The 26,268-nt window shown below is 41.4% G+C and carries 25 protein-coding genes and 1 tRNA gene; 12 read left to right on the top strand and 14 right to left on the bottom strand.

Annotation, left to right across the window (positions count from 1 at the left end; genetic code table 11):
• Positions 1-871: 871 nt before the first annotated feature.
• A tRNA-Gln gene (locus TOL9009_RS0126835) sits at positions 872-943 on the bottom strand.
• Positions 944-1,437: 494 nt separating this feature from the next.
• Here TOL9009_RS0126835 and TOL9009_RS0126830 point away from each other — a divergent pair.
• Positions 1,438-1,770, top strand: coding sequence for a hypothetical protein (locus tag TOL9009_RS0126830; RefSeq protein ID WP_029636183.1), 333 nt, complete (start codon positions 1,438-1,440; stop codon positions 1,768-1,770).
• A 357-nt stretch (positions 1,771-2,127) separates the two neighbouring features.
• On the opposite strand, the gene TOL9009_RS49710 is transcribed toward TOL9009_RS0126830, so the two are convergent.
• From TOL9009_RS49710 to folB, 3 genes are all read right to left on the bottom strand, one after another.
• Positions 2,128-2,256: a hypothetical protein gene (locus TOL9009_RS49710; protein WP_260675948.1), complete on the bottom strand. Its 129-nt coding sequence runs from the start codon at positions 2,254-2,256 to the stop codon at positions 2,128-2,130.
• Between the two features lie 128 nt (positions 2,257-2,384).
• Positions 2,385-3,680, bottom strand: a complete 1,296-nt coding sequence (locus TOL9009_RS0126825) for a diguanylate cyclase domain-containing protein (RefSeq protein ID WP_029636181.1) — start codon at positions 3,678-3,680, stop codon at positions 2,385-2,387.
• A 1,002-nt stretch (positions 3,681-4,682) separates the two neighbouring features.
• Complete coding sequence (gene folB, locus TOL9009_RS0126820) at positions 4,683-5,054, bottom strand: dihydroneopterin aldolase (protein ID WP_029636179.1); 372 nt, start codon at positions 5,052-5,054, stop codon at positions 4,683-4,685.
• 216 nt (positions 5,055-5,270) lie between these two features.
• Between folB and TOL9009_RS47805 the strand changes: the two genes are divergently transcribed.
• Both TOL9009_RS47805 and menD read left to right on the top strand, forming a co-directional pair.
• The gene (locus TOL9009_RS47805; RefSeq protein WP_221928655.1) at positions 5,271-5,411 is read left to right on the top strand and encodes a hypothetical protein; all 141 of its coding nucleotides are present in this window, start codon (positions 5,271-5,273) and stop codon (positions 5,409-5,411) included.
• Positions 5,412-5,415: 4 nt separating this feature from the next.
• The gene (menD, locus tag TOL9009_RS0126810; protein WP_029636177.1) at positions 5,416-7,263 is read left to right on the top strand and encodes a 2-succinyl-5-enolpyruvyl-6-hydroxy-3-cyclohexene-1-carboxylic-acid synthase; all 1,848 of its coding nucleotides are present in this window, start codon (positions 5,416-5,418) and stop codon (positions 7,261-7,263) included.
• Positions 7,264-7,283: 20 nt separating this feature from the next.
• Here menD and TOL9009_RS0126805 read toward each other — a convergent pair whose 3' ends face one another.
• From TOL9009_RS0126805 to TOL9009_RS0126790, 4 genes are all read right to left on the bottom strand, one after another.
• A complete protein-coding gene (locus TOL9009_RS0126805) occupies positions 7,284-8,501 on the bottom strand; it encodes a M20 metallopeptidase family protein (RefSeq protein ID WP_029636175.1) in 1,218 nt (405 codons plus the stop codon).
• Positions 8,502-8,768: 267 nt separating this feature from the next.
• Positions 8,769-9,662 carry an RpnC/YadD family protein gene (locus tag TOL9009_RS0126800; protein WP_029636171.1) on the bottom strand — a complete coding sequence of 298 codons (894 nt, stop codon included), beginning with the start codon at positions 9,660-9,662 and terminating at the stop codon, positions 8,769-8,771.
• Positions 9,663-9,685: 23 nt separating this feature from the next.
• Positions 9,686-10,366 (bottom strand): dethiobiotin synthase, encoded by a 681-nt coding sequence (gene bioD, locus TOL9009_RS0126795; RefSeq protein WP_029636170.1) that lies wholly within the window; start codon positions 10,364-10,366, stop codon positions 9,686-9,688.
• Positions 10,367-10,646: 280 nt separating this feature from the next.
• A complete protein-coding gene (locus tag TOL9009_RS0126790) occupies positions 10,647-12,395 on the bottom strand; it encodes a serine/threonine-protein kinase (protein WP_051503136.1) in 1,749 nt (582 codons plus the stop codon).
• A 782-nt stretch (positions 12,396-13,177) separates the two neighbouring features.
• On the opposite strand from TOL9009_RS0126790, the gene TOL9009_RS0126785 reads away from it, so the two are divergent.
• Positions 13,178-14,194, top strand: coding sequence for a ribose-phosphate pyrophosphokinase (locus tag TOL9009_RS0126785; protein WP_029636167.1), 1,017 nt, complete (start codon positions 13,178-13,180; stop codon positions 14,192-14,194).
• Between the two features lie 208 nt (positions 14,195-14,402).
• Positions 14,403-15,053, top strand: coding sequence for an S-layer homology domain-containing protein (locus TOL9009_RS40610; RefSeq protein ID WP_051503135.1), 651 nt, complete (start codon positions 14,403-14,405; stop codon positions 15,051-15,053).
• A 223-nt stretch (positions 15,054-15,276) separates the two neighbouring features.
• Here TOL9009_RS40610 and TOL9009_RS0126775 read toward each other — a convergent pair whose 3' ends face one another.
• Positions 15,277-16,080 (bottom strand): Uma2 family endonuclease, encoded by an 804-nt coding sequence (locus TOL9009_RS0126775; protein WP_029636165.1) that lies wholly within the window; start codon positions 16,078-16,080, stop codon positions 15,277-15,279.
• A 345-nt stretch (positions 16,081-16,425) separates the two neighbouring features.
• On the opposite strand from TOL9009_RS0126775, the gene TOL9009_RS42690 reads away from it, so the two are divergent.
• Positions 16,426-17,400: a CVNH domain-containing protein gene (locus tag TOL9009_RS42690; protein WP_063628707.1), complete on the top strand. Its 975-nt coding sequence runs from the start codon at positions 16,426-16,428 to the stop codon at positions 17,398-17,400.
• A gap of 70 nt (positions 17,401-17,470) precedes the next feature.
• Complete coding sequence (locus tag TOL9009_RS40600) at positions 17,471-19,159, top strand: glycosyl hydrolase family 28-related protein (RefSeq protein WP_051503038.1); 1,689 nt, start codon at positions 17,471-17,473, stop codon at positions 19,157-19,159.
• Positions 19,160-19,361: 202 nt separating this feature from the next.
• Here the strand turns inward: TOL9009_RS40600 and TOL9009_RS0126760 are convergent, their stop codons facing one another.
• Both TOL9009_RS0126760 and TOL9009_RS0126755 read right to left on the bottom strand, forming a co-directional pair.
• Positions 19,362-19,583 (bottom strand): type II toxin-antitoxin system HicA family toxin, encoded by a 222-nt coding sequence (locus TOL9009_RS0126760; protein WP_029636163.1) that lies wholly within the window; start codon positions 19,581-19,583, stop codon positions 19,362-19,364.
• Positions 19,580-19,789 carry a type II toxin-antitoxin system HicB family antitoxin gene (locus TOL9009_RS0126755; protein ID WP_029636161.1) on the bottom strand — a complete coding sequence of 70 codons (210 nt, stop codon included), beginning with the start codon at positions 19,787-19,789 and terminating at the stop codon, positions 19,580-19,582. Before TOL9009_RS0126755 ends, TOL9009_RS0126760 begins: the two co-directional genes overlap by 4 nt.
• Before the next feature lie 235 nt (positions 19,790-20,024).
• Here TOL9009_RS0126755 and TOL9009_RS0126750 point away from each other — a divergent pair, with 235 nt between their 5' ends.
• From TOL9009_RS0126750 to TOL9009_RS0126735, 4 genes are all read left to right on the top strand, one after another.
• Positions 20,025-20,747 carry a pyridoxine 5'-phosphate synthase gene (locus tag TOL9009_RS0126750; protein ID WP_029636159.1) on the top strand — a complete coding sequence of 241 codons (723 nt, stop codon included), beginning with the start codon at positions 20,025-20,027 and terminating at the stop codon, positions 20,745-20,747.
• A gap of 68 nt (positions 20,748-20,815) precedes the next feature.
• A complete protein-coding gene (locus TOL9009_RS40595) occupies positions 20,816-21,610 on the top strand; it encodes a SnoaL-like polyketide cyclase (protein ID WP_084763387.1) in 795 nt (264 codons plus the stop codon).
• Positions 21,611-21,887: 277 nt separating this feature from the next.
• Positions 21,888-22,217 (top strand): MgPME-cyclase complex family protein, encoded by a 330-nt coding sequence (locus tag TOL9009_RS0126740; protein ID WP_029636157.1) that lies wholly within the window; start codon positions 21,888-21,890, stop codon positions 22,215-22,217.
• Positions 22,218-22,347: 130 nt separating this feature from the next.
• Complete coding sequence (locus TOL9009_RS0126735; protein WP_038296613.1) at positions 22,348-22,992, top strand: hypothetical protein; 645 nt, start codon at positions 22,348-22,350, stop codon at positions 22,990-22,992.
• Positions 22,993-23,124: 132 nt separating this feature from the next.
• Here the strand turns inward: TOL9009_RS0126735 and TOL9009_RS0126730 are convergent, their stop codons facing one another.
• The 3 genes from TOL9009_RS0126730 to folD form a co-directional block, all read right to left on the bottom strand.
• On the bottom strand, positions 23,125-23,580 hold the full coding sequence (locus TOL9009_RS0126730) for a divergent PAP2 family protein (RefSeq protein WP_029636153.1): 456 nt from the start codon (positions 23,578-23,580) through the stop codon (positions 23,125-23,127).
• 232 nt (positions 23,581-23,812) lie between these two features.
• Complete coding sequence (crtE, locus tag TOL9009_RS0126725) at positions 23,813-24,739, bottom strand: geranylgeranyl diphosphate synthase CrtE (RefSeq protein WP_029636151.1); 927 nt, start codon at positions 24,737-24,739, stop codon at positions 23,813-23,815.
• 226 nt (positions 24,740-24,965) lie between these two features.
• A complete protein-coding gene (gene folD / locus TOL9009_RS0126720) occupies positions 24,966-25,844 on the bottom strand; it encodes a bifunctional methylenetetrahydrofolate dehydrogenase/methenyltetrahydrofolate cyclohydrolase FolD (protein ID WP_029636149.1) in 879 nt (292 codons plus the stop codon).
• Between the two features lie 23 nt (positions 25,845-25,867).
• Here folD and TOL9009_RS0126715 point away from each other — a divergent pair, with 23 nt between their 5' ends.
• Positions 25,868-26,254 carry a hypothetical protein gene (locus TOL9009_RS0126715; RefSeq protein WP_029636147.1) on the top strand — a complete coding sequence of 129 codons (387 nt, stop codon included), beginning with the start codon at positions 25,868-25,870 and terminating at the stop codon, positions 26,252-26,254.
• The last annotated feature ends 14 nt before the right edge of the window (positions 26,255-26,268 follow it).

Genomic DNA, 26,268 nt, shown 5'->3' with positions numbered 1-26,268 from the left:
AGACAGTATTTACGATCCGATCTTTTTTGGAGCGATGCACTACAACTACAGTAACATTACGCACGATAAATTGCTTGGCTAATTATATATGTCTCCACTGGATAATATGTATAAATTAATACAATTAATTGAGTCTTCAATCTAAGCTAATTAGATTCCCATAAAGTTAACACGTTTAGTATTTAAATCCAAGTGTTGAAGGTTGCACTAATTTGTTTAGTCTTACTAATTAACTTTAAACTTTTCCGGATAAAACAAAAAGGACAAAGATTTTAGTTGAATTACAGCAGATTGCGTTGTTATTAAATACACGTAGAGACGTTCCACGGGAACGTCTCAGAGCGGGTTTTCGGTTTTACGCAAAGTCGAAAATGTCATACTTAGGACTTACGCAAACAGACCAAAAAACGAACCGCAGAGAGCCCAGAGGAAACAGAGGAATAAGAGTTTGAGAGAATTTTTGCGTAAGTCCTGATACTGAGCGAAACGAAGTGTAGCGTTCGGGTTTCTGAAGCCTCTCGTTCGCGAAGCGTCTCCGAAGGAGAAGAGAAGTATCTCGGAGATTCTTCGTTCCGAAGATCGCTACACTCACAAATGACAGTTTATCGTTAAAATGCGTAAGTCCTGACTTTGTTTAAGGCGATCAACCTTTAGGCAAACTGTAACTATTATTCAGCTACTGATTCAAAAAAATATACTCAGCATCTTGTAAATAAACCTCAGCTACATGAAGCTATCAATTTCAAGTGAGTATTAATCATATTACGCATCGCCACACCTAACCCTCAAGCTCTGATTAATCTTCGCTTTACTTGTGGTTTAAATACAATATCAAACAGAATGTGGTACGACTAGCATTTATACATACAAACTGGGGCGCTAGGATTCGAACCTAGGAATGGCGGGACCAAAACCCGCTGCCTTACCACTTGGCTACGCCCCAACGATTTTACTTCAAATAGTATAGCACTCACTCATAGGGTAATGTCAAGTGCTTTCAAATCAGATTTTGGACAAATGACATCCTTGCCCTTCACTAAAACCAGATAATGACTATCCACTGTTTATAAAGTCCTTTCTAGTACCGCAAGGCGGAAGTCACGCATTCAAAAGTCACGCATTCAAAAGTCATATGGAGCAAGCTTTTTAGCGATTGAGAATGGTTGGTTCTCTTACAAAGTTTGGCGGGACGGTACAGGCAACCGCCAACTTTGCGCTATTTACGCGCCCGCTGTACTAGTCTTGCATCTTAAACTTGTTTGTGGTGGTATTTTAGGTATTTAAACCTTGTGAAATAGGAATACTTGATTAAAATAATAATACATTTGGGTTAGAAGTATCCATAATTATGATAAATAACCCAAATTGAAGGGGAGCTAATTATCAGGGCAAAAGAAATTGCTTATCTGTTTGCAAATTATTGTTTTTAATTTACTTATGTCTTCTACCAGGTCAAGCATGAACCTTAGGGTTGTTTTTTCATCGCTGTTTAGCTTTTTATTAAATAAACCCAAACAGCAGCCGAATAAAACTTATGATTATACCCGATACGTCAACGGACGTGACTATGTATTTGAATCTGTAAATGACTTGAAAAAAGGTTATATGACAGGACAGGGTAAAGGTATTAAGCGTGGTGATTATATTTTTTTAAAAAACGGCTCTGACTCTTGTCGATATCAAGTTGAAGAAATTGATTACTACTCTAATCCAGCAGATATGTGGATAGCTTTACTCAGCGAAGCAATCGTTGATCAACCTGAGTTGTGACCAGCCCCCTTAAAGGGGCGGCGGGTGTGGGGAAAAGAAATAGCCCCGACAACCATCTTGGATACAAGCCCCGTCGAAGAGCGACGAAGCGCGGAAAGTCGGAGTTCAAGCTATTGAGCATCAGCCGTCTTCCCCACACCCTACCCCCAACACCCCACACCCTTCTTTGTGACTAGAATCTCATTCCTGACATCTAAACGAACATGGTATATAGCAGTCCTAAATCATTTGTAAAAAGAAATTAACCGCAGAGCCGCAGAGAACGCAGAGAGAGGACTCGGAAATTTTCACGACTCATTTAGGATTGCTATATATATTTTTCAGATGCGTCTTTAGTTATAACCACTGCGGCAGCGCTTAACCTCGATGCAGGTGAAAACCCACTGCCGTCCCTCCCCCCTCATGAGGCAGGGACGGCTTTTTGATGGGTGCGTTGCCGTGCGTCAGTGCGATCGCGATCGCTCCTGTGTTGCCTGACTTATGCATCGCGTCCGATAAGTCGTAACCAAAAACTAAAAAGCCCCGCAAAACTTACGACGATATGGGTGGCTTTTGTTGCTAGAAGCAACTAAACGCTGTGGGGATTCTAGATAGTCATCGTCAACTAACAACTATCAATTCATATCTTCATCAAATATACTATAACGAGCCTTACCTTGTTGCTTGGCGTGGTACATGGCTGTATCAGCATCTCGTAGCAGACTTTCTGGTTCATTATGCTTGCTACCACTAAAAGCTATACCAATACTGCCTGTACAAATTATGTCATGTCCATTAAAGTTAAGTGGCAATGCTAAAGACTCATGAATGCGTTTGGCAATACTGGTAGCATCGCTAACGTCTTTAATTTCTTCTAAAAGAAAAGCAAACTCATCGCCGCCAAATCGAGCGACAGTATCGCCACTACGCAAGCATGATTCTAATCGTTTAGCGATCGCTACTAAGAAATTATCTCCCATTTGGTGCCCAAAGCGATCGTTAATTGCTTTGAAGCCATCTAAATCCAAAAACAAAACCGCAAAATGATAATCGTTGCGTCGGTTGCTTCGCTCAATTGCTTGTCTCAGTCTATCTGTAAATAAAATGCGATTTGGTAGTGTTGTTAGCCCATCATAAAATGCATTGCGAAGTAGTTGCGCTTCTTTCTGTTTGCGTTTAGTGATGTCTTGAGAAACTAAAACCGCACCAGTTATTTGCCCATCATCATCCCGGATAGGTACAACACTATCCCCAATCGCTATTTTTCTGCCATCTTTAGCAATCAGAGTACAGTTTTCTGGTAAATTCAAAACTGCATTCGCTTTTATTGCTTGTTTAGCTAAATTCTCAATTGGCTCATTCGTCTCGCTGTCAATCAAACTAAAAACTTCGGTTAAATCTTTACCAATTGCTTCATTTTGCTTCCATCCAGTTAGCTCTTCTGCTACAGGATTCATAATTTGGACACAACCATTTGTATCTGTCACAACTACGGCACAGCCCATACTATTAATAATTGCAGTTAATTGCTGATGTTTTTTCTCTAATTTCTTTTCAATCTCCTGTTTATAAATAGCCATTTCTACCGCAACATGTAAGTCTCTTTCTGCAATTGGTTTAAGAATGTAACTAAAGGGTTTAGTTAACTGCTGTTTATGTAATGTATGCTCTAATAAATACTTAGTCAAGTATAGCATAAGTAAGTCGAAACTATTCAGAATGATTTCTGCCACTTGCACTCCATTGACTTTTACTGACAAGCAGATATCAATTAACACTAAATGTAGACGAGTTTCTGCTACTTTTTTTATTGCTTCCTCACCAGAATTAGTGATATGCGAAACAGTATATCGTAAGTTTTGTAATCTGTTTCTAATATCTACGACTAGGACTTTTTCGTCCTTAACAACTAGGATTTTCGGACTGTCCATGCTAAAATAATCGGTTGGCGAAAGCTCAGATGTTGTTGTCAGTGTCAACGCAATCTGAAACAGAATAATCCTATAATATCAATCTCTAAACTAACTGCGTCATAGCTTCATAAAAAGCTGAATAATTATTACTCTAATTTGTGTGGAAATGCGGATTATCGAGGTTGACTCAAGTTAATTGGGTGTTTATATATGGTTAGTATCAAGTTATTTGTGCATGATATAAATTGCCCTCAAATTACTAAAACTTAAAGGCAGTTTTTTCTATCTAAGTAACTAATTGATTAAAAAAAACTACGTTTTGGTAATGTTTACGCATGTGTATAAAATTGTTTCAAGCTTAATAAAATCACATGGAAGTCGAAAATTTAAAAACAAACAACTAGCTGTTCCAAGCATTTAGCATAAAAATGTTACACAAGAGTGTAATATTAAACACACTTCTATTAAAAATATTACATAAAACTGTAATATGAAACACATTCTTTAGATAAAAAATGTTACATAAAGTTATCATCTCAAATATACTGTTTTGGTGATGATTTCCCCGATTTTGATGAAGCTATAGTTTTAAATCTCTCGAAAAGACGTAGAGATGTAGCATTGCGAGGTCTTTACAAGGGTTTCGGGCAACGCATAATTAATTTCTACGCCTATATCTAATAAAAAATAGGGGGAAATACAGTGGTTCTCATTTGAATCACATACCGATTTTATATGAAGATGCATATAATTTAGCCTGCGTGTGCCTGCTTTGTTTCTGTAGCCCCAGGCTTCCAGCCTAAGGGCGTTAATGTGCAGCCTCACATAGAATTGGTATTACGCATTTGTTACGAGAAAACAAGACTTTGAGATTGCAACCGAAGGGTCGCAATGACGGAAGTACGTAGTTCGTGCGTAAGTCCTGATACATGTTCAAAAAATAAAAAACTCCAGCCACAATTCGATTGAGTTTTTGGGCATGGGGAAAATGACGACTTTTGGGTAACTTTGTCTAGGTTTCTATGAGCAGTTAGACTTACTTCTAGTCAGTTCAATGGTAATTTTGCCGCCAAAGTCGGGAATAGGTGCGGCAGGTTTGCTTAAAGTGACTTGCACTTTCAAGACGCGATCGCATTCAATGAGAATAGAATCGGCGATGGTGGCTACTAAACGTTCTATCAAAGCAAACTTAGATGTCTTTACTAGATGTTGCACTTTGGCGATGACACTGCGATAATCCACAGTGTCTTCAATCGCGTCAGTTTTAGCCGCTGTGGAGATATCTAGCCATAACTTCACATCCACCTCAAACCATTGTCCTAACACCTGTTCCTCAGCCAGATAGCCTGTATAGCCATAGCAGCGAATTCCTGTTAAATGAATCGAGTCCATGAAATTTCAGTCTCAAAATGAATTTTGCATTCTGGGTTTTATAGTGAATTCTCCCATACAAAATCTAAAATTTAATATTGTCTTTATCAGGAATTGGGGACTAGGGACTAGGGACTAGGGACTAGGGACTAGGGACTAGGGACTAGGGACTAGGGACTAGGGACTAGGGACTAGGGACTAGGGACTAGGGACTAGGAAGAATTTATCCAATGCCCAATGCCCAATGCCCAATGCCCAATGCCCAATGCCCAATGCCCAATGCCCAATGCCCAATGCCCAATGCCCAATGCCCAATGCCCAATGCCCAATGCCCAATGCCCAATGCCCAATGCCCAATGCCCAATGCCCAATATTTGAATTAATGCCGATCGCTTTTAACAATACGAATCAACTTTGTTCCTTTATCTTGGCGGAAACACTTTCCCGCTTAGGATTGACTTGTGCAGTAATTTGTCCTGGTTCGCGTTCCACACCTTTAGCATTCGCCTTTGCCAAAGCATCATATAATATTGAAGCGATTTCTATTCTTGACGAACGTTCCGCTGCTTTTTTTGCTTTGGGAGTAGCCAAAGCAACCAAACGTCCTGTAGTATTGATTTGCAGTTCGGGAACTGGGGGAGCAAACTTTTACCCAGCAGTCATAGAAGCTAGAGAAAGTCGCGTCCCTTTGTTGATATTAACTGCTGATAGACCGCAAGAATTGCGAGATTGCCACTCTGGACAAACCATAGACCAATTGAAGCTATATGGAAATTACCCAAACTGGCAAACAGAGTTAGCTTTACCTTCATCAGATATGCAAATGTTAGCTTATCTGCGACAAACGGTAATTCATGCATGGGAAAAGTCGCTTTATCATGTCCCAGGTCCAGTACATCTAAATATACCTTTTCGCGATCCCCTCGCACCAATTCCCGATGCAAGTGTAGAGACGCGACGCCAGTCGCTACAACGGGGGGAACCCCCGCAACGCGCTGGCTCAAATTTCGCGTCTCTACAATTTGACCAGGAAGAATTCTTTTCTGGAATAACAACTTTTTCCCCCATTCCCCAATCCCCAATACCCATACCCCAAGAATGGTTACAATGTCAGCGAGGGATAATAATTGCCGGTGTTGCTCAAGTGCAGCAGCCAAAAGAATATTGTAGTGCGATCGCGCAACTTTCCCAAACCTTAAAATTTCCGGTTCTTGCAGAGGGACTTTCCCCAGTCAGAAATTATGCTGACCTCAACCCCTATTTAATATCTACCTATGATTTAATTTTGCGAAATGAGAATCTTTCGCAGCAGTTAGCACCAGAAATAGTAATTCAAGTTGGGGAACTTCCCACTAGTAAACAACTGCGTACCTGGCTAAATACTACACAACCCAAACGCTGGATAATTGACCCTAGCGACCAAAACCTTGACCCCCTTCACGGTAAGACAATTCACCTACGAGTAGCGATTGAACAGCTAGCGCAGGGAGTGGGGGAGTGGGGGAGTGGGGGACAAGGGGGACAAGGGGGACAAGGGGGAATTATTGCTACTTCCTCATCTCCCTCATCTCCCTCATCCCCTTATCTTCAACTTTGGTGTGATGCGGAAGCGCAAGTTCGGTCAAATGTTGATCAAACTATGGTGACAATGAATCAGTTAGTGGAAAGTAAAGCTGCTTGGTTGCTTTCACAGATTCTACCACCGGGAACGCCGCTATTTATCGCCAACAGTATGCCGGTGCGCGATGTAGAATTTTTCTGGAAGCCGAATAATTTAGGAGTGCGATCGCATTTTAATCGAGGTGCCAATGGTATAGATGGTACACTATCCACTGCTTTGGGAATCGCCCATCGTCGTCAAAGTAGTGTCATGTTAACTGGAGATTTATCTTTATTACATGATACCAATGGCTTTTTAATTAGAAATAAGTTTGTTGGACATCTCACGATTGTGTTAATTAATAACAATGGCGGTGGGATTTTTGAAATGTTACCCATAGCTCAATTTGACCCACCATTTGAAGAATTTTTTGCCACTCCGCAAGATATTGATTTTGCTCAATTGTGCGCTACTTATGGAGTAGAGCATGAATTGATTACTTCTTGGGATAAGTTGCAACAAAAGTTAACTTTCTTGCCAAGTAAGGGAATTCGGGTTTTGGAATTGCGAACAAATCGGAAAACAGATGCGAAGTGGCGTCAGGATAATTTACCTAAGTTTGCGGAGTAAGGAAAGCGCTGAAGCGCTTACTACGGTAGGAATTTTTCGACGCAGCGGACGAAGATTTCTACACCCATTGGTAAAGCGGTTTCGTCAAAATCAAAGCGGGGATGATGATGGGGATATGCTAGGTCTTTGTCGGGGTTCGCAGAACCAAGGAAGAAATAACAACCGGGAACGGCTTGTAAGAAGTATGACATATCTTCGCCGCCCATTGTTTGACATTCTGGGACAACTCCGAGAGGAGTTTCTATGACTTGTTCGGCTTGCGATCGCACAAATTCTGCCATTCCTGCATCGTTGATAGTTGGTGGGTAAAGTTCACAGTATTCTAAGTCATAATTCGCACCAAAGGATTGACAAATGCCGGCGATAATTTGCTCAATTCGCTTTTTGAAAAAGCCTTTTAAATCAGGTTTAAAATAACGTATTGTCCCACTCATTCTTGCTGTATCGGGAATAACATTTACCTTGGTTCCTGCATGAAGTTCGCCGACTGTCACCACTGCCGAATCGATTGGATCGACGTTGCGTGAGACAATAGTTTGTAAAGCGTTGACAATTTGAGCCGCAACCACGATAGAATCAACCGTTTGATGAGGCATTGCCCCATGTCCACCTTTGCCCAAAATCGTGCATTTAAAGCATTCTACAGCTGCCATTAATGCTCCAGCGCGGATACCAACAGTTCCCAAAGGCAAATTATTCCACAAATGCAAACCGATAATTGCATCCACATCAGGGTTTTTCAGTACCCCAGCTTCAATCATCGGCTTTGCACCTCCTGGTCCTTCTTCCGCTGGTTGAAAGATGATTTTTATAGTGCCGGCGAAGTTTTGGCGATTTGATTGCAGATAATAAGCTGTACCTAAAGCGATCGCTGTATGTCCATCATGACCGCAAGCGTGCATTACCCCATCATGTTGTGATTTGTATGGCACTTCGTTGAGTTCTTGAATTGGCAAAGCGTCCATATCTGCCCGAATTGCCAAGACTTTCCCACTATCAATTTTATCACCTTTTATTATTGCCACAATTCCAGTTTGGGCAATACCAGTTTGATGCTCAATTCCCCATTCCTGCAACTTCTGTGAAACAAACTCAGATGTGAGTTTTTCTTGAAAACCTAACTCTGGTTGTTGATGCAGTTGTCGTCGCCATTCTACCAGTTGAGGTTGCAATGAGCGGATTTCGAGACGAACGCGAGATAAGTCAACACTAGATGGATGTGGGAATGTGGAAACCATTGTGAAGAAAAGCTAGTTAAACACAGCTGGCGATCGGTTATTTTCCTTATTTTAGCGATCGCTTGCCCTCAGCACGGCTGTATCATTCCACAATTTGGAAGAGTTTGTCAATATTGTTGCCAATACTGCTTGGTTAAGATCATAAATTAATCTAAAATCCTTGTATAGACGCGAAATTGAACTTCGTCCCGCTTCGCTAACGCGTCTATACATTGTTTTCCAATGCTATGTCTATTATCTAAAATGCGATTTTTGGGTAAAAATAAATTACAAAATTTGCCGCAATTCCTCAACAGTCTTTGCTAAAACTACACTTCGTAAAATCCCTTGCAGTTGCTCTAAATTAGATATTTGAGAGATTTGAGGCATCAATTCCAACCCCTCGCTACCAAATTTAGCTTCCAAACTCATTTCTATATTAGAAAGCATTTGTTCTTGGCGTCCCTGCGCTTCTCCTCGCGCTTCTCCTCGTGCTTCTCCTCGCGCTTCTCCTCGCGCTTCTCCTTCACGTAAAATCTCTTGATACCAGGGTGATTCACGTAACACAGCCATATCCCACCTCATGATTTCTTGAACTAACGCACTCTCTAACACAAAAGTAGCAAAAAAAGCTAAAACCGTCTCCAATTGATTTAAGTCTTCATTCCCACGCAAAATTTGTAATGCTTCTCTAATAGTTGATTCATCATCCCCTCCTTTAAGAATTGGTACAAACGGAAGTAGCGATGGTAACGATTGTTGAAAAGCGATATTCACGTCCACTTCCCACAAATTAATCACGCGATAATCTTGAATCGCTCGTAATCCGGCAACATTTGATGCAAAAGAAGTAGGGATTGTCTCATCATTTGTTGGTAGAATATTAATGAGTACCGGATAAGTTGATAAACCATACTTTTCTTCTGCCAGTGCTGCATAAGAACGCATTCGACGGGGCATTTTGGCGCTGTAGCGTAATTGCAATTCGTTTACTACCAAAAATTCTCCCTGCTCAGGACTATTAACACGAATTAATACATCATTCTCTCTACTGATCCATTGAAATTCACCAGAAAGAATTTCCAAAGCCGTAATATCTGGAATCTCTGTTATCCATCGCACCCAATTATCAGGTGCAAGACTAATTAGTTTTTTGATACCGACATCTGCGGGTTTTGCCATTGTTATAGATGCACTTGATATTTTCAAAACTGCAAGATATCAGCTAAATCTAAATTTGATATGATTTGGGCAAGTTTATCCAAATCATCTGGGTGATCTAGATAAGGTAAGCAACCTAAAACCCGGATATTAGTGAGTGATTGAATTAAATCTGGTGGTGTCCAGTCAGCGATTTCGGCATCAGTGCGGGGTTGGACGCAGTTAAGAACAATCCCTTTCAGATTCACTTTTGTTTGTCTAGCTAATGCTACATTGGCTACAGCTTGGGCGATCGCTCCCAATTTCACAGGTACAATCAATACCGTCGGCAAACGCCATTCCCCGGCTAAATCTGCTACCGTCAACTCCGGAGTGATGGGTGAACCTAATCCGCCCAAAGCTTCAATTAAAACAATATCATGGCGCGATCGCACTTTTTCCAAAGTTTGCCACACCAACCCCAAATCTACTTCTCGATTTTCCCGTGCAGCAGCAATCGGTGGTGCCAGAGGTGCTTGAAAATACAAAGGTGTAATTTCTTCTGAAGATTGCGAGAGCGAAAACAGCCTTTCATACCATTCGCGATCGCCTTCACCAGATTGAATCGGTTTCATAATTGCCAAGCGACGTAGCGGGTAATATTTTTGCGAATAAGCTGCTAACGCTGTTGTAAAAACAGTTTTCCCCGCTTCCGTATCAGTTCCCGTAATTAGTAATGTATTCATTTACAACTATTGGTGATTATCACTTAATTTACCCTATTAGACATCTCCAGAAAAGACGTAAATACGTTCCGTCCGAACGTTTCTACAAGGGTTTCAGCAAGCCCTAATTAATTATTGGAGATGTCTATTTAACTTCGACAAAATAGTATATCTAAATCATACCAAAAACTCTCTCGTTTCTCTTCCTCTGCGTTCTCTGCGCCTAGTAAGGTTCGTTATTCCAAATTCTTCTCTATCAATCATATAAAACTAATCAAATTAGTAAATAGCCCCATTTAACTTATGGAGAATTTGTGGGATTAGGAACAGGATTTGTTTGCTCAACAGGCGGATTTTTATTTTCTTCTTGAGGAGAAGACGGAAACTCCGGTGGCTGTAAAGAAGGAAGCGTAGGCGAATTATTAACAGGTGGTGGAAACGTTGGATCGAGTGTTGGCGTAATTGTCGGTAGCGGTGTCGGTGGCTCTGGTGTCGGCGTAAATGTCGGCTCTAATGTTGGCGTGATTGTCGGTGTCGATTCTAAATTTTCTAATCCAACATTAAGAACATAATTGCTTTCTGGAGCTTCTTGCGCTGAAGTTAACTGAATAACATATCTGCCCCTTCTAGGCAATATTCCCTCATAGGATGTGACTTGCTGTGCCGAATTATCTATTATTTCTCGATTGGGAGATAAAACTGTTAGCAAAACATTCTTACTTTCTGGAGAAAGCGATGCAGTTAATTTGGAACCTTTTCTGCCAAAAAAGCTGTATTCAACTGTTTCATTTGCTTTAATAGTACCATCAAGATTTTGTTGATTTGGAGTGACAAAAGTTAGGCGTTTCTTAGTAATAATAGGCTCAATATTGCTAGGTGTCGGTGTCGGTGTCAGTGTCGGTATCGGTGTCGGTGTTGTCCCACCTGTAATAACCGGCGAAGGAAAAGTTTGTGGTGGGGTTTCTGGTGCTAATGTTTTTGGTTGACTGCGGATAGAACTTACTATTGCCCAAGAACCCACTCCTGCTAAGATAATTACAGCAATGCCAATTGCACCCAGCGCCAAGGGATTATCTAAAATAGAACTGCTGGACGGAGGATCGGGAATTACTGGATCTAATCTTTTAGGTGCGACAGGTGGGATTGGATCTGGACGACGACCGACAGCAACTGTTTGCATGTTGGACAAAGGCGGATTTGACTGGTTTGGTTGCGCCAAAACTTGTAATGCTTGGGTAAGACCGGCAACACTAGCAAAGCGATCGCTTGGTGAATGACACAACATCCGATTTAATATTTGAGCAAATCGCGGATCGACTTTTACGAACTTTTGCCAATTCCAAGTTAGTTGATTTTCATCAAATAGTTCTTGTGGTTCTTTAAGCGTCAGCAAAACTAGCACTGTGACTGCTAACGCATACAAATCACTACTGGGGTAAGCCCTTCCTGTTTGCATTTGCTCACTGGGCGCGTAGCCTAATTTTCCCACAGTGGTAACGGGCGTTGACACATTTAAAGATTGTAATTTAGTTGCCAGTTCTTTCACGACCCCAAAGTCAATTAAAACAGGTAGGCGATCGCTTTCTCGCAAAATAATATTTTCCGGTGAAATATCCCGGTGAATAATTCCGCGATCGTGAATATGCTCAAGCACTGGTAACAAAGAACGCATCAGAAACAAAACTTCCGCTTCTGTGAAAGTTTGACCAACAGCCTTACGCTCATCTAGCATTGCACGATAAGTCTTACCCGCTACGTAATCTTGCACCAAAAATAAGCGCTGGTCTTGTTCAAACCTTTCTCTAAATTGCGGTATTTGCGGATTTTGTATTTGGTATAAAATTGCCGCTTCTCTGGCGAAAAGCTCTTGTGCTTTCTCCCAAGCGTCAGTCCCCGTGGCAGTGGGAATTAATTCCTTGATCGCACAAAGTTCATTAAATCGCCTTTGGTCTTCTGCCAAATAAGTTCTGCCAAATCCCCCCTGACCGAGAATTTGAATTATGCGATAACGGTTTTGTAGTACAGTACCAACAGTAATGGGTGGTTGCATCATTGATTAATTGAGTATGGGGCAATTTTGTTGAGGAGAAAAGGGGAAAGGGTGAGAAAGAAAAAATATTTCCCCCTGCTTCCCATGCTTAAGAACGTTCCCCCAGTCCCTAGTCCCTAGTCCCTAGTCCCTAGTCCCTAGTTCCTAGTCCCTAGTTCCTTATCCTTTATTTTTCACTTTCTACGCTAGCGTATGGCATAAATAAACGCTCCTTAACGTAGTAACGGCTACCCTCCGGCAAAGCTCGGCTAAAAGCCGTTAAAATTCTTAGCGACGAGCGGTAAAGCGCTCATTACGAAGAGCGGAGAATATTTTACATTTAATTTCGCCCAGTTATACTTAATTAGATTTAAAAGCTGAAATTAAATCTGCCATTTGATAAATTTGCCGCTAGTATCATAGAATATTCAATTGCCCCTTAGATTTTTATTCACAGGTGTTTCTACTTAACGAGTGCCTACTGAAATATCACTTAATTTGTAAATCCTTAGCGCTCAGTTATAAATAAGGTGGGTAGAGGTAAATGCTCTACCGAACCAACCTCGAAGGAGTTGGTTTTTTTTTACCTCAAGCAAAAATATCTAAATAATCCATCTAGTTGAAAAACTTAATGTCAGTTAAGCTGTCTATGGTTGATTTGCCAGAATGACAAACAAAAATGACAACGCGGTCGTTTTATGGAGGAATATTGAGAGTTTTTATGAAAGCTTCAAAAAAACCTACAAATGTTTTCTAATGACTATCTCGGTTAAATCTGCTAAATATCTGATCATAATATTGCCATGAATCCACATAGAGGATCTGCTGTACTCAGTTCTGCAAGTTTAAAAGTGCAACCAGCAGCAACAGCACTGACTGAAAATCATCGCCTACGGCTGTTCTCTGGTTCTGCCAATGTACCCCTGTCTCAAGAAGTTGCTCGTTATTTGGGCATGGACTTGGGACCAATGATTCGCAAAAGATTTGCGGATGGAGAACTTTATGTTCAAATCCAAGAATCGATTCGGGGTTGTGATGTTTATTTAATCCAACCATCGTGTCAACCAGTTAACGACCACTTAATGGAATTGCTGATTATGATTGATGCCTGTCGTCGTGCCTCAGCGCGACAGGTAACGGCAGTACTTCCTTATTATGGCTATGCCCGCGCCGATCGCAAAACCGCTGGACGAGAGTCAATTACCGCCAAGCTGGTTGCTAACCTAATTACCCAAGCTGGTGCAAACCGAGTTTTGGCAATGGATTTGCACTCGGCACAAATTCAGGGCTATTTCGATATTCCCTTAGATCATGTTTACGGTTCGCCAGTACTGCTAGATTATCTGGCAAGTAAGAATCTACCTGACTTAGTAGTAGTTTCGCCAGATGTTGGCGGTGTAGCGCGGGCTAGAGCATTTGCGAAAAAACTGGGTGATGCCCCCTTAGCAATTATTGACAAACGCCGTCAAGCTCATAATGTCGCTGAAGTTTTAAACGTTATTGGCGATGTTAAGGGCAAAACGGCGGTGTTGGTAGACGACATGATCGACACTGGCGGCACAATTGCGGCTGGGGCGCAGTTATTGCGTGAAGAGGGGGCGCGTCAGGTTTATGCTTGTGCAACTCATGCGGTGTTCTCTCCACCTGCAATTGAGCGGCTATCCAGTGGTGTGTTTGAGGAAGTGATCGTTACAAATACAATTCCGATTCCGAATAGCGATCGCTTTGAACAACTTGTCGTGCTTTCAGTGGCTAATCTACTCGGAGAAACCATCTGGAGAATTCACGAAGATACCTCTGTAAGTAGTATGTTTCGTTAGCCTTTGAAAGACTGTCATCCCCGTTACAGTCCTGCCAAATAACAGACAAGATGAAAAAGAGGGGGAAGGGGGCTTTTTGAAGAGGGGGGAAAGGCGGAAGAAAATATTATGAGTAATTACAGCCGCTCTTTATTCTCCGTGCCTTTCCCCTTTACCCATTGATGTTAATCAAAGTACCGCATTTGCATTGAAAAAAATGGTTAAAATCATGCAGAAGCTACTAAGTACGATTACGATAGTAGCAATACAATATTTTCCGCTGCGTGTTAACGCGCAAATTGCTATACCATCCGATTCAATTCAGATGGTGCTTGCAGCAAAGTTAATGACCAACTTTAGCGACGGAAAATTTTATACAGAAAGATTAATTAGTCGTGCCGAATTAGCTTCAATTATGGTGAAAGCTTTTCGACTAGATAAAAGACAGGCTATTAGTAAACCGAATTTAGTAGTTCCCGATGTAGCACCGTCAAATCCAGCATTTAATGATATTCAAATAGTCTTAAAAACTGACATTATGAAAGGTTATCGTGGAAATTTGTTTTTCCCCAACCAAAAAGTCACAAGAGCAGAAGCTTTAGCGATTTTTGCCCAAGCGTATGGTGTGTTTCAGTTTCCCGACGATACAGTAAATGAAATTCTTGCTTCGCATCCAGACGCGCTTACTATTCCTGATTGGGCAAAAAAGGCGATCGCCACTGTCATTAGTGAAGGATTCGTCAACACAGACCCACAAGGTAATATAGCCCCATTAAAACCGATGACACGCGGGGATATGGCATATGTATTAAGTAAATATTTGCTCTTACAAGGAGTTGACGGGAGCGAGAATAGTTCCAAAAACCATAGTCAAATATAGTCAGACGTATGCTTTTTTGGCTTTAAGCAACCCTACAGGAGCGCATGGACACGCTTAAATAGTGGAGTTATCCGCCTTGGATGTACTACCTGACACCCCCTATCCCTTAGAATAGACTTGAGAGAGTCAAAGCCTTCTTTCCTTACTTTTTCTGACGTTATATGTAACGTCTCCACCTGCGATCTATTTACCCGAAAATTGCTGTAAACAAATCAAAAATCCTTCACAACACATCTGGATTTTCCCCCAACTCTCTTAATCTAGCTGCTAAACGTTCGGCTCGTGCATTTGCTTCCTCCTCTCGTGCAACTGCTGCCTCCGCTTGTGCAACTGCTGCATCCACTTGTGCAACTGCTGCATCCGCTTGTGCGACTGCTGCATCCGCTTGTGCGACTGCTGCCTCCTCTGGTAACAAAACCAGATTGCCAGCCACATCGTAAAACCGCAACCATACCGCTGTTTCTCTATCTATCGTTCCTTCCCAAGTCCCCAACCAGAAACCTAAACGTCTACACCATAGCCAACTCCGCTCATTTGGGGTCAAAGACTGGTATTGTTGATTATCATCTAAATGCCATCCTTGCAAAGAATTAGGGTCAAAGGGATCGTAGACAAAATAATCTGAGGTATGAAAAGTTTGTTCGTAAAGGTCTTTCTTAATACCCTTGTCTATTGCTGCGGTAGATGGTGACATTAATTCCACAATTACATCGGGATAACGACCATTTTCTTCCCACACTACCCAGCCTTGTCTAGAGTTGTTGCCGTCAACATTGAGGACAGCAAAAAAGTCTGGACCCCGGAAATCACGGTTACGAACCTGGGTGCTGCTGTAGTAAATAAACATATTGCCCCCCGTAAAATAATCATTGCGGTCAGCCCAAGATTGCTGCAATGACCGAATTAGGACATTCATCGCAATACGGTGTCTATTTGATTCCAAGGGTTCACCATCATCAAAAATTAAATCTGTAGGTGGCTTATGGGATTCCCAGTCCACAATGGCTAGATTGTTTTCGGTAGTCATGAGGGATTATCGCCTTTCCTATCAAGCCTGAAATTTCTATCATAATCTGGACAGGGCTTGCTGAAAGTATTTTATCTGGTTACTAAGTGCGGCGAGCGCATAAGAACGAGCGCGTTTTTTAACGCAAAGGAACGCGGAGGGAAGCGCAGAGTGACGCAGAGTTTTTGTGATAAATTTTCGTCATTAATTTATGCAATATTGTACTAAATGCGGCTGCTTTACTTTGCGTTTTTATACTGGTGCTTTGAGTTAGCCGGAAAAATTGATTAACATAGTTTCCGGAAAATTTAAATGCTGTTTGTAGTTACTGCATAATTAAAACAGAGATTCTACGGGCGCGAGAAAATGAATAGCGAGACTCCGGCGAAGAAAATCTTAATTCTGGCAGCGAATCCGAAACAGACATCACGTTTGCGTTTGGATGAGGAAGTGCGCGACATTAAAGAAGGTTTGCGGCTTTCGCAACAACGTGATAAATTTATTTTGCAACAAGAATGGGCGGTACGTCCAAGGGATGTGCGTCGTGCGGTGTTAGATTTTAGACCAAACATCATCCATTTTTCGGGACATGGTGCGGGAAGTACAGGATTATCATTTGAGGATGAAACCGGCAAAGAAAAGTTAGTTACAGGAGAAGCACTCGCTGGGCTTTTCGGGCAGTTCGCCAAGCAAGTAGAGTGTGTGGTATTGAATGCTTGTTATAGTGAAGAACAAGCTTTGGCGATCGCTCAACATATTGATTATGTCATTGGCATGAATGCTGCGATCGGCGATAAAGCCGCGTTGGAATTTGCCGTTGGCTTTTACGATGCTTTAGTAGCTTACGATCCACGATACGATACTTATTCGCGCATAGAGTTTGCTTTTAACATTGCTTGCAATGCGATTCAGTTTGCTGGGGTTTCTGGTGACTCTATCCCAATTATGAAAAAGAAGCCGCATTTGGGTAAGGTTGAGGAACAAGCGATCGTTAACCCTGTAGAGGAATCTCGATTATCTATAGATAGTAGTACTTACCAATTAACATGTCAAAACATTTCTATTGAGGGAGATAAGCTATTAGCAACTTGTCGTAAAATCAATGGCTCATACAACCCAACATCAATTCGGATTTTGGGAATCGAAAATAATGATGGTGAGTTAAAATATAATAGCAACCCTTTTAGTGAAAGTACTTACCAACATACTTGTAAAGACATTTCTATCAGTGGAGATAAGCTATCAGCAATTTGTCGTAAAATTGATGGCTCATTCAGCCCAATTGTATCAAGTATTAAAATTAGAGGAATTTCAAATCAAGATGGAAATTTAAGTTATTAGGTTCTCACTCCACAACCAGCATTTCCGGTAAATTTAAGTTCTGGAAACTTTGTATAAGGAAAAACTAAGGTTGCCGAAACTCAACATAAACTTTAACTACATCGCCATCATCCGACAAGCACGGCAAAAATTACAAATATTTTGCCAATTTATATTAACTGCTGCAATCATCATTTTTATCAATAGCTGTAATTCTCAAATTTTCCCTAATCAAACTGTTAATTCTCAAACCATCACTCAATCGTCAAAATGTGGCAGTCCTACCAATGCACCTCAAGACAATCCCATTGCGGCAAAGTATAAAGATAATGCTTTTCCTTGGACTAACAATATTAAATGGAATTGCGTTTATAACATTAAAGATTTTCCAGCTTCCAGCATAGATGCTAGCTTTAATGCTGCACGCGATGCTGCATCTGCTAACGGTGGTGGTGTTGTCTATTTCCCTAGTGGAACTTACAACTTTGCAGATAACATTTATTTAAAAGATGGTGTGGTTATCCGTGGAGATACACCGACACAAAATGATGCTAAATCTAGTTCATATAATCCATCTACAAAGTTAGTTTTTCCGCAGTATAAACCGAGCTTTTATGGTAGCGGTACAGCGAATAATACAGCTTTTAAAAAAATCCTCACAACCAACTTAAATAAAGATACCAATATCGGTGTAGTTAATGTAGATATTAATCGAGCCGCAATTGATTTTTCGTCACCCGAATATTCTGATAAAAATACTAACCAAAATATTATCATCTTTGGAGTTAGAAGTAATAACGTAGCTACTCCAGAACCTCGCGTTCCCGAATCATTTCAGAATCCTTGGCAGCGATTTTCTCACATGTTTGCCGCTAATATACAAATTCAAGCTTTTGCTAATGTTTTAATTAGTAACAATCGGCTTAATGATGCGGTAACTGATAATTTTAACCAACCAAATTATATAATCAAACAACTCCGGGGAAATTCAACAGTTACATATCCAGAAGGTGAAAAAGCTAAGTTTAACTATACAGACCATTACGGCATTTCCCTAAATCGCTTCAGTTCACCTAAAGAATTACCTAACGATCCAAATCGCTTTGCGAACTTCTTTCGCAAAGGTTTAGTAATTCAGGACAATTGGGTTTATCACACTATGCGAGTTGCTATTCATGCAACTGGAGATGGTTTGATAATTAGAAATAATCAAATCAAAGATGAAAAAAATAAGCAAGTTTGGGTAGATCCCACTGGGACAAAACAACCTCAAAATGCTGCTACTTTTGAAAATCGTGCGATTGATTGGTCTGGTTGGAATGTCACCATTGACGGCAATGATTATGAAGTTTACCGTCATAAAATATCGGGTGGTAACTATGAAAGTATTGATGGAGAAGGTATTCTGATTCAAGAATGTTGTGGAGGAACTAGCGTTAATGGCGTAAAAATTAGCAATAATACGGGTAATTCCTATATCGGTATTTACAAAGTTCCCCAAGTCAAGAATGTGTTGATTGCGGGAAACAAAATCTTAACTAATATTACCAATACTCCAGCTATTTATGTTGATGCTGATACGAATGGAAGCAAAAATAGAATGGATAATGTCAAGATAGAAAATAACACGTTAAGTAATGGAATTTTAGCTAGAGCGAGTAAGGGTGGTTCTGATAATTTGATTGAAGGAAATCGCAGTAATAATGGTGATTTATCTTCTTCTTGTGGAATTAAGGTAGAAAACAATGTTGGCTTTGCAATTAAGCAATGTGGAACATAAGCATCCCAATGAAAGCCGCAATACCCTAGAAGGGTATCGCTATACGGACAAAGCCTGCCTTTGCAGGCTAGAATACTTATAGCCTGCAAAGGCAGGCTTTGTTTATTTAGCCCCAGGCTTATACCCTGAGGGCTTTTGCAAAATGTTGATTCACCTTTGAATATGCTCTTTGCAAATCATAAATTAGAAAATATTCCTTCAATCACAGCAATTCGATAAACTCATCTACACTTAACCCAATCTGTCGAATAATTGCCCGTAATGTTCCTTTGTCCAATTCTTGATGATTTGGTACAACAACTTCAGCAAATGGTTCATCCCGACGTAAAATAATGTGGCTTCCACGTTGTCGCAAGTCGCAGAAACCAGCTTTTATTAATGCTTTGATGCAATCCTGACCAGAAATTATTAGCAACTTGCTCATACATCGACTAAAACTGTTTCTAAGCGATCTTCTGGAATCGGGCGACCTTCTTCTTTTAAGATTTCAATGTATAATTCAATGGCTTCTTTAATGTTGGCAATAACTTCTTGCTTCGTCTTTCCTTGGCTGATACAAGCAGGTAAACTAGGACATTCAGCTACCCAAAAACCATCTTCTCCTGGATAAATAATTACTTGCCGTTTCATCTATTCATCCTCTACAACTTTGTATATCTATTTCGATTTTTACACTTGTCACTAGATCCACTTTGACGGATAATATCATCTCTGGTAAATTATTTACAATGTAAAGACGTTCCGCCGGAACGTCTCTACGGCGGTAGGTAGGTTTTTATTAATTAAACGGACATGGCATAACTCGCTTTGCAATCAACATTTGGGGTAAAATCAAGTCCTGAGGATGCAAAGGGGAGTAATTAGGGTGCTTACACTCGGCGTAAATATTGACCACATTGCTACTATTCGGCAAGCACGGCAAACGGTGGAACCAGATCCGGTAGCAGCTGCGGTGCTGGCAGAATTAGCTGGTGCTGATGGTATTACTGTACACTTGCGGGAAGATAGGCGACATATTCAAGATAGGGATGTGCGTCTTTTGCGACAAACTGTGCGATCGCATTTAAATCTAGAAATGGCAGCTACTGAAGAAATGTTAGCGATCGCTCTCGATATCAAACCCGATTATGTAACTTTAGTACCCGAAAAACGCCAGGAAGTCACTACCGAAGGCGGTCTTGATATCGTCGGTCAAATTGCTAGAATAGGTGAGATAGTTGATAAGTTGCAAAGCGCTGCTATCCCAGTTAGTCTCTTTATTGATGCCGAGCGTGCACAAATTGAAGCTTCTGTCAAGGTGCAAGCAAAATTTATTGAACTGCACACCGGGCAGTATGCTGAAGCTAAAGATGAAACAAGTCGCAAGCAAGAATTAGCTTTGTTAGCGTCGGGTTGTGAGCAAGCGATCGCTTCAGGATTGCGCGTCAATGCAGGTCATGGACTCACTTACTGGAATGTTTATCCTGTGGCTTGTCTTCCAGGCATGGAAGAGTTGAATATTGGTCATACTATCATCAGTCGGGCAGCTTTAGTTGGTATAGAAAGAGCAGTCCGCGAGATGAAACAAGCCATGCGAGGGAATTTGTAAAGACGACATTAGAGGGGATGTTGCTGCGAAATCCACACAAAGAGTCAAATCAACAAACTAAGACTTTTATGAGCGCAACACAATCTAACAGCCTTCCGCTTTGGGTACAAGGCAGAGATAAAGTAATTGCACAAAGCACTGATGCAGAGTGGCGTTACCAAACACCACCAGATTATACTCGGTCAAAGGAGAATCTCGCGAAAGAAAGTATATGCAATCACCCTGAGGGTTCATTAGAAGCGATCGTGCAGAACTTGGTGAGAACTTTTGAAATGGAGGTATCATTCAAAAGCAACCCTCAACAATGGTTGTCGGTTGTGAATGAGAAGTTTCGCGTCAGTACTAATGGTGGAGTAGAATACACAGCAGCAGAATTAGGAGTTGCTGGTACTTACAATTTATTTATGGCTGATTCAGAACATTATAAAGCTTCTGAAGAAGACTTTGAATCGTCTGGCAAAATATTCCACACAACATTTCCTCAAGGATTTCCTTGGGAAGTACTAGAAGTTTTTTCTGGACCACCAAACGTCACATTTAAATGGCGGCATTGGGGACATTTTAAGGGTCAATACAAAGATTTTACACCTACTGGGGAAACGGTGGAAATTATCGGTATGAGTATTGCCCGCGTCACGGATGATTTGAAGATAATTTCCTTGGAACACTATTTCGATAACACCTTGTTTTTAGATAAGCTGACAGCAGGTGGAAATACGGCTACCGGGCAAGATAAACCAACATTTTTGGGTATCATCAAGCGACTTTGGAACTGGAAAGGAAAAAGTGCGATTAATGAACCCCAAGGGAGTCGTTGTCCCTTCAGAACGAGCATGGGCATAAATAAAGGCTCTTTAACGTAGTAAAGGCTTTAGCCGTTAAAATCCCGACTCGATGAGCCGTAAAACGCTCACTACGAAGAGGGGAGAATATTTGAGGTTTAATTTCGTTTACTTATAGGACTTACGCAAAAAGACCAAAAAACGAACCGCAGAGAGCGCAGAGGAAACAGAGGAATAAGAGTTTGAGAGAATTTTTGCGTAAGTCCTGACTTACTTAATTTAAGTTTAATTAATAGATAGGGGTACAGTGGTTGACCTGTACCCTTATGATTATTCATTAGCAACGCTCATAATGAACATGCAAACATATTATTACGTTTTGGCAAGTGAACGCTTTCTCGTACAAGAAGAACCAATCGCCGAAGTTCTCAAAGAACGCACTCGCTACTACCACGAACAAGAACAAGAAATTGATTTTTGGTTAGTTGAGCAACCAGCTTTTCTAGAAGCACCGGAAATGGCTGAAATCAAGGCAAAGTGTCCCCAACCAGCCGCAGCAATTATTTCGACAAATTCCCAATTTATTACCTGGTTAAAACTGCGATTGGAGTATGTGATTACAGGGGAATTTCAGTCACCTTCTGAGACGATTCCTGAAGCTGTGGCATCATTTGCCAACGTTTCCTGATATAATTTAGCCCGCAGTTGCGATCGCTCCCCCTCTAATGCCTACATAGGGGCAGGTTTGATACTTGCCCCAAAAAAGGAATAAAACATATTTTGAGGAAATGTTTTGAAAAAATTTAGAAAAATTAATTATGTCTCAAATGATGCGTAGATTTACGACTTTATCAAGTGCTGTGGTGTTAGCGATCGCCAGTTTGATTGCTGCGAAGATCACCTCAGTCACCGCTCAAAAAAACATTCCCGTTTGTCAACCACCAACTGCGGGTGAGTATCTTTTATTGGTAGTCAGCCCCACACAAGATAATCAAACTCAGTTGCGTCGCACTTTGCCCACTGAAATAAAAACCACTACCTGTAGGTATCTCAACGAAACAGTAACTCGCATTGGTGGGTTTAACAAGATTGACGATGCCAATCGTTGGGCAAAGTATGTCAACGGTATTGTCGGCTTGTCTGCTATCATTACAACTCGACCGGCAAACGCGCAGCAGCCTCGTTCTCAAGTAGCAAGCTATAATCCTCAATCACTAGGAATGGGTTATGCCATCTTAGTGGATTATTTCAACCGTCCAGAAGTGGCTACTCAACTGCAACAAATCGTAGAAGGTGACGTGGGTTTTGTTTCTTATGGACAACGCCCTTACTTGCTAGCAGTTTACACCACTAACCAAAAGGAAGCATACAACACATTGCAAAAGCTGAACGAACGCGGTTTTTCCACCTATTTGGTAGACAGCCGAAAGGTGTTGCTACTGCGTTCAGTTGTGCGATTATAGTTGTTGGTTGTTGGTTGTTGGTTGTTAGTGGTTAGTGGTTGGTAGTTGGTAGTTGGTAGTTGGTAGTTAGTTGTTGGTTGTAAAAAAGAACCGCTATCCACTATCCACTATCCACTATCCACTAATAACTAACTAATAAGCAAACCTAGCTAACCAAGAAATGGTTATACCCAAAGCTGAACCGACTATCACCTGAACAGGTGTGTGTCCTAGTAATTCTTTGAGACGGTCTTCGTTAAATTCTGGATGTTCGCGAAACAATTCGTCAATCATTTGATTGAGAATACGAGCTTGCTTACCGGCAGCTTGACGAACACCTGCTGCATCGTACATGACGATGATGGCAAAAACTACAGCGAGTGCAAACTCTGGAGATGCCCAACCCAGAGTTTGCCCGACACCGGTTGCTAAAGCTGTAACTAAAGTGGAATGAGCGCTGGGCATTCCTCCAGTGGTGACTAAAACACTAACATTAACTTTACGATTTTTGACTAGTTCAATTATGAGCTTTAATGTTTGGGCAATTAAACAAGCAATAAGGGCAACTAGCAGCACCCGGTTGTTTAAGATGTCGCCTATGTCCTGCATGGTATTTTAAGCTTTGTTAGTCAATATTAGCAGGGGTTGTTATTTAGGGAAATACTTTAATCCAACCCACTCTAAAACGTCGGCATTTTGCAATAAATTGGATGCCATTCTTGCAAGTTGCCCTGCGTCTACGATATAAGACGCAGAGCGATCGCGCAAAGGGCGGCACTTTTTGTCATATCATTATCCCAAATATCCCGTAAGCGCGTTTTAATCATCCTCTGGGGTTGGGTTAGCGATCGCGATTGATGATATATTGGGCGATCGCTATTAGCGGTTTTGCTTGATCGCCAAATGAATCTAATTCCACACAAGCTGCTTCAATTAGCTCTTGAGCCTTAGTACGCGATTCCTCTAACCCCCAAAGCTTAGGATAAGTGACTTTGTTGGCTTGTTGGTCTTTACCAGCGGATTTGCCCAATTGCTCCCGCGTCGAAGTGATATCCAAAATATCATCAATAATCTGAAATGCTAGCCCAATATTTTGAGCATAACGAGACAGACGTTGCAAATCTTCAGACGAAACCCCAGACAAAACTCCGCCACAAGCAACACAAGCTTCTAAAAGAGCGGCTGTTTTGTGATTATGAATGAAATTCAGCGTTTCTAGTGAAATGTCCGGCTTTCCTTCCGATTCTAAATCGACCACTTGACCGCCGACTAAGCCAGCTGCTCCCAGCGCACGCCCCAAACGAGCAATTACTTGCAATACTCGCTCTGTTGGCACATTCTGGGTGTTAGTGGCGACATGTTCAAAGGCTAAAGCTAACAAGCCATCTCCAGCCAAAATCGCAATATCTTCGCCATAGACTTTGTGATTTGTCAGCTTGCCGCGCCGATAATCATCATTATCCATCGCCGGCAGGTCGTCATGAATCAACGACATAGTGTGAATTATCTCTAAAGCACAAGCCGTTGGCATTGCCATTTCGATTGTTCCACCAGTCATTTCACAGGTAGCAAGGCAAAGAATGGGACGCAGACGCTTGCCTCCTGCTAACAGCGAGTAGCGCATTGATTCATAAATTGTCTCTGGGTAACGTATGGGAATTGCGTTATCGAGAGCAGTTTCACAGAGCTTTTGCCGCTCTTTTAGATAAGCTAATAGGTCAAACTTAGCTGACTCAGGAGTTTTGTGAAGGTTATGCGCTGCTACCATCCTTAAATTCCTTACATTTTTTAACTTTTGTCATATAAGTCACAATTTTACGGGTATTTGGAGCTAAAAGAGTTAGGAGTTAAGAGTTAAGAATTAAAAATTTATAACTCATAATTTATTTGGGATGGGGAAAGGAAAAAAGGGGAAAGGGAAGAAGCAATTCAAGACCAATCGACTAATTTCAAACAACTCCTACCTTTCCCCTTTCCCCTTTCCCCTTTCCCCTTTACCCTTCCTTCTTCATGGAATAGCTATAAACTGTATTTTGCAACAATATAGCGACTGTCATCGGACCGACACCACCAGGAACAGGAGTGATAAATCCTGCCACATTTTTGGTTGAGTCAAAGTTGACATCGCCAACTAAGCGGCTATTACCACTTTCATCGGTGATACGATTCATTCCCACATCTACCACAACAGCGCCCGGTTTGATCATTTGCGCGTCGATCAGATTAGGACGACCTACTGCTGTAATGAGGATATCAGCATTTGAGGCGATCGCTTTTAAGTCGTGCGATCGCGAATGAGCGATGGTGACTGTCGCATCAGCTTCTAAAAGCATCAAAGCCATTGGTTTACCCACCAAAATACTACGTCCCACCACCACCGCTTGTTTTCCCTTCAAAGAAATTTCATATTCCTGCAACAGCCGCATAACTCCATATGGAGTGCAACTGCGTAAACCAGGTTCTCCCCGCACTAGTCGTCCCAAATTAAGCGGATGCAATCCGTCGGCGTCTTTGTCGGGATCAATTTGATGTAGTAAAGTGGCAGCATCCAAATGATCTGGTAAAGGAAGTTGTACAAGAATGCCATCCACTCGTTCATCAGAGTTTAACGCAGCAATAACCGACTCTAGTTCGGCTTGGGTGGTTTCGGTCGGAAAATGCTGACCAAAAGAGGCAATTCCCACTTTAGCGCAAGCCCGTTCTTTGCCGCGTACATAAGCCGCAGAAGCTGGGTTATCACCAACCATCAGCACTGCTAAACCTGGTGGACGCCCAATTTGGGGTTGTAATTTTGTAATAACAGCAGAAAGTTCTGTCTGAATTTTTGCTGCTACCGCTTTACCATCGATAAGTTTGGCAGTTTCTCTTTCCATAATTCCCTCAACACATAGCTGTGATGCAACAAACAAAAAAAATTAGTTTTTACTACTGCTGGGGGTTGACATTTGTATGCTTATCTGCTTTAACTAGCTGTGGTTACTCCGAGCAGTCTGGACTGAACGGCGTTAACTTTAGTATTGGTGTCAATGTTACCCCGATTCGGGAACTGAAACCACAGCAAGAGAAAGCCACCGTTTACATCCAAGGTAAGGTCAACTCATCAGTTCCTCTGATCAAGCAGCAGGTTTATCAAATTAATGACTCAACTGGCAAAATCTGGGTTTTAACCAATCAAACTGGTTGGAAAGAGGGACAGCAAGTGGTAGTTAAGGGTAAAGTTAATTACCAAAGTATCCCTTTAGCGGGCAAAGAGTTTGGGGAAATTTATTTAGAGGAAGAGTAATTATAGTTACTTCA

The organism is [Scytonema hofmanni] UTEX 2349 (assembly GCF_000582685.1).
Classification (GTDB): Bacteria; Cyanobacteriota; Cyanobacteriia; order Cyanobacteriales; family Nostocaceae; genus Hassallia; species Hassallia hofmanni.
This window is presented reverse-complemented; position numbering and strand designations above follow the sequence as displayed.

What these genes read in the sequence shown, in the direction of transcription:
- TOL9009_RS0126830 (WP_029636183.1), top strand. Translation starts at nt 1,438, where the DNA reads ATGTCTTCTACCAGGTCAAGCATGAACCTTAGGGTTGTTTTTTCATCG.
- TOL9009_RS49710 (WP_260675948.1), bottom strand. Translation starts at nt 2,256, where the DNA reads ATGCATAAGTCAGGCAACACAGGAGCGATCGCGATCGCACTGACGCAC.
- TOL9009_RS0126825 (WP_029636181.1), bottom strand. Translation starts at nt 3,680, where the DNA reads ATGGACAGTCCGAAAATCCTAGTTGTTAAGGACGAAAAAGTCCTAGTC.
- folB (WP_029636179.1), bottom strand. Translation starts at nt 5,054, where the DNA reads ATGGACTCGATTCATTTAACAGGAATTCGCTGCTATGGCTATACAGGC.
- TOL9009_RS47805 (WP_221928655.1), top strand. Translation starts at nt 5,271, where the DNA reads ATGCCCAATGCCCAATGCCCAATGCCCAATGCCCAATGCCCAATGCCC.
- menD (WP_029636177.1), top strand. Translation starts at nt 5,416, where the DNA reads ATGCCGATCGCTTTTAACAATACGAATCAACTTTGTTCCTTTATCTTG.
- TOL9009_RS0126805 (WP_029636175.1), bottom strand. Translation starts at nt 8,501, where the DNA reads ATGGTTTCCACATTCCCACATCCATCTAGTGTTGACTTATCTCGCGTT.
- TOL9009_RS0126800 (WP_029636171.1), bottom strand. Translation starts at nt 9,662, where the DNA reads ATGGCAAAACCCGCAGATGTCGGTATCAAAAAACTAATTAGTCTTGCA.
- bioD (WP_029636170.1), bottom strand. Translation starts at nt 10,366, where the DNA reads ATGAATACATTACTAATTACGGGAACTGATACGGAAGCGGGGAAAACT.
- TOL9009_RS0126790 (WP_051503136.1), bottom strand. Translation starts at nt 12,395, where the DNA reads ATGCAACCACCCATTACTGTTGGTACTGTACTACAAAACCGTTATCGC.
- TOL9009_RS0126785 (WP_029636167.1), top strand. Translation starts at nt 13,178, where the DNA reads ATGAATCCACATAGAGGATCTGCTGTACTCAGTTCTGCAAGTTTAAAA.
- TOL9009_RS40610 (WP_051503135.1), top strand. Translation starts at nt 14,403, where the DNA reads ATGCAGAAGCTACTAAGTACGATTACGATAGTAGCAATACAATATTTT.
- TOL9009_RS0126775 (WP_029636165.1), bottom strand. Translation starts at nt 16,080, where the DNA reads ATGACTACCGAAAACAATCTAGCCATTGTGGACTGGGAATCCCATAAG.
- TOL9009_RS42690 (WP_063628707.1), top strand. Translation starts at nt 16,426, where the DNA reads ATGAATAGCGAGACTCCGGCGAAGAAAATCTTAATTCTGGCAGCGAAT.
- TOL9009_RS0126760 (WP_029636163.1), bottom strand. Translation starts at nt 19,583, where the DNA reads ATGAGCAAGTTGCTAATAATTTCTGGTCAGGATTGCATCAAAGCATTA.
- TOL9009_RS0126755 (WP_029636161.1), bottom strand. Translation starts at nt 19,789, where the DNA reads ATGAAACGGCAAGTAATTATTTATCCAGGAGAAGATGGTTTTTGGGTA.
- TOL9009_RS40595 (WP_084763387.1), top strand. Translation starts at nt 20,816, where the DNA reads ATGAGCGCAACACAATCTAACAGCCTTCCGCTTTGGGTACAAGGCAGA.
- TOL9009_RS0126740 (WP_029636157.1), top strand. Translation starts at nt 21,888, where the DNA reads ATGCAAACATATTATTACGTTTTGGCAAGTGAACGCTTTCTCGTACAA.
- TOL9009_RS0126735 (WP_038296613.1), top strand. Translation starts at nt 22,348, where the DNA reads ATGTCTCAAATGATGCGTAGATTTACGACTTTATCAAGTGCTGTGGTG.
- TOL9009_RS0126730 (WP_029636153.1), bottom strand. Translation starts at nt 23,580, where the DNA reads ATGCAGGACATAGGCGACATCTTAAACAACCGGGTGCTGCTAGTTGCC.
- crtE (WP_029636151.1), bottom strand. Translation starts at nt 24,739, where the DNA reads ATGGTAGCAGCGCATAACCTTCACAAAACTCCTGAGTCAGCTAAGTTT.
- folD (WP_029636149.1), bottom strand. Translation starts at nt 25,844, where the DNA reads ATGGAAAGAGAAACTGCCAAACTTATCGATGGTAAAGCGGTAGCAGCA.
- TOL9009_RS0126715 (WP_029636147.1), top strand. Translation starts at nt 25,868, where the DNA reads ATGCAACAAACAAAAAAAATTAGTTTTTACTACTGCTGGGGGTTGACA.